General features: G+C 44.4%; 3 protein-coding genes. All 3 read left to right on the top strand.

The annotated features are described in order from the left end of the window. Positions 1-27: 27 nt before the first annotated feature. A complete protein-coding gene (locus NTU69_12245; GenBank protein ID MCX5804276.1) occupies positions 28-615 on the top strand; it encodes a zeta toxin family protein in 588 nt (195 codons plus the stop codon). A 276-nt stretch (positions 616-891) separates the two neighbouring features. Beyond that, positions 892-2,130, top strand: a complete 1,239-nt coding sequence (locus NTU69_12240) for a restriction endonuclease subunit S (protein MCX5804275.1) — start codon at positions 892-894, stop codon at positions 2,128-2,130. Positions 2,131-2,220: 90 nt separating this feature from the next. Further along, positions 2,221-2,462: type I restriction-modification system subunit M N-terminal domain-containing protein (locus NTU69_12235; GenBank protein ID MCX5804274.1), on the top strand; the 242-nt coding region annotated here is incomplete at its 3' end.

The raw sequence follows: 2,462 nt of genomic DNA, 5'->3' as shown, positions 1-2,462 counted from the left end.
TCAAACCAAGGAAAGGATATTCAAGGCATGAAAGAAAATAAGAAAAGCCTCAACCTTTATATCATTGCTGGTCCAAATGGTTCAGGAAAAACCACCTTCGTTAGAAAGTTTCTTCCCGATTATGCAAAGTGCCTTAACTTTGTAAATGCTGATTTAATCGCATCTGGGCTTTCACCATTTTCACCAGATGTTGCTGCCATCAAAGCAGGAAGGCTGATGCTGGAACAAATTTACGAATACGCTGACAAAGGTGTTGATTTTGCTTTTGAAACAACGCTCGCAGGTAAATCCTATTTGAAATTATTGAAAGATTTAAAGAGAAAGGGATATAAAATTCATTTGTATTTCTTGTGGCTTCGCAACACAGATCTCGCCCTAAAGCGTATTGCAGACCGCGTAAGCATGGGAGGACATGATGTTCCTGCCCAAACCGTTCGGCGAAGATTTAATAGGGGGTTATATAACTTATTTCACCTATATAGGCCATTGCTTGACTCTTGGATTTTATTCGATAATTCTGAAGATACGCCAGTTGTTATCGCCAGGGAAAAAAGTGGAATATTGACGGTGATAGATGATAATCTATTTGAAAAAGTAAAGCGAGGCTATAGCTGAGCACAAGCGGAGAGGAAGTCCAATAGTAATCTGGCGTGATGGTAAGGTGGTATGGGTGCCAGCGGATGAGATAGTTGTCCCAAAATTCAAACAACAAAAAGAGAAGGACTTTGAAGCAGCATAAAATTTGACCGTCCTGACTACCCTTTCGGGAGAGCCCCATGGGCTCTTGTCATCAGGGCGGGACCTTTACAAGTTCGATAGCTTTCGCCATCCACCTCCAGATAACTGGATTGATTTTATTTTAACACAGTGCGAGAGAATTTCAAGCGAAAAATGACAACCGAACCTATTGATTTTAAATCAGATTTTAAAAGACCTCTTCCTGACGGCTGGCGATGGGTAAGGTTGGGGGAGGTGTGCCGAGTTGTCGGAGGTTCTACACCAAGAACAGATAACCCTTCTTACTGGGATGGTGGCATCGTTTGGATTACTCCCACTGATTTAGGGAAGTTTGATGGAATTCACATAACAACTTCAATTAGAAAAATTACAAGAACCGGATATGAAAGTTGTGGAACAGAATTGCTTCCAACCGGATCTGTCGTTCTATCGAGTAGAGCACCAATAGGGCATCTTGGAATTGCTGATGTTCCTCTATGTACCAATCAAGGATGTAAAAGTTTTATTCCTGGTGAAAAGATCGAATCTAATTTTTTGTTTTGGGTGCTTAAGAAATTTGTGACGCAGCTACAAGCATTGGGTAGCGGAGCAACATTCACAGAAATATCAAAATCCAACTTACAAAGTTTCTTAATTCCCCTCCCACCCCTCTCTGAGCAGAAACGGATTGCGGCGATATTGAATGAGCAGATGGAGACAGTACGAAAGGCACGGAAAGCAACACAAGCCCAGTTGGAAGCCGCCAAATCCCTCTCCGCTTCCTACTTGCGGCAGGTCTTCCCTCGACTTGATGAAGAACTGCCGGAAGGCTGGCGGTGGGTACGGTTGGGGGAAGAAGGACACTTTAATTCTGGCGGAACTCCTTCAAAGGAAAATCCTAAATTTTGGAATGGGGCAATCCCATTTGTTACAGGTGCCGACATTACCGAGTTGTATATATCTGCACAGCATGCACGGGCTTTTTTAACAGAGGATGGTTTATTATCAGGCAAAACAGCCGTTTGTGTACCAGGAACAGTACTTTTGGTCACAAGAACCAGGGTTGGCCGTGTGGGTATCGCTATTGAAGAGATGGGAGCCAGTCAAGACCTGAGTCCTTTCGTGTGTGGTCCAAACATCAACCCTGATTTTGTTGTGAGATACATTTTGAGCATTTCTGACTATCTCATTGAAAACTGCCGTGGGGCAACCATACAAGGATTAACAAGGGATTTTATACATTCTATCGAAATCCCCCTCCCTCCCCTCTCAGAGCAGAAGGGGATTGCGGCGATATTGAATGAGCAGATGGAGAAGGTGGGGAAAGTACGGAGGGCACTGGAGGCACAACTGGAGCACATTAACACCCTGCCGGCTTCGCTCTTGCGGCGGGCATTTGAAGGAGGATTATAACATGGTAAAAAACGAAGTGACGGTCTGGGGATACATGCTGGACGAAAGGTATATGTGCCGGAACCCCTTGAGGAACCAGAGGAATAAGAGATGAGAGCGAGGAAAAATAAAAATAACGGGAACAATAAACGCCTTGTCACCCAGCAGTCCGTGAATGCCGTAATCAAAAACATCTGCGACATTATGCGGAGGTCGAACTGTGCTGGCGCTTTACAGTATGTCCCCGAGCTTACCTGGATTCTTTTCCTGAGAATCCTTGATGAGCATGAGATGAGAGAGATAGAAGAAGCAGAAGCAGTGGGGTATGATTACACCCCGTCACTTGTTGCACC

The sequence above is a fragment of the Pseudomonadota bacterium genome (assembly GCA_026388215.1).
Taxonomy (GTDB): Bacteria; Desulfobacterota; Syntrophorhabdia; order Syntrophorhabdales; family Syntrophorhabdaceae; genus JAPLKF01.
The sequence above is the reverse complement of the archived record's forward strand: the minus strand, read 5'-3'. Positions and strand labels throughout refer to the sequence as shown.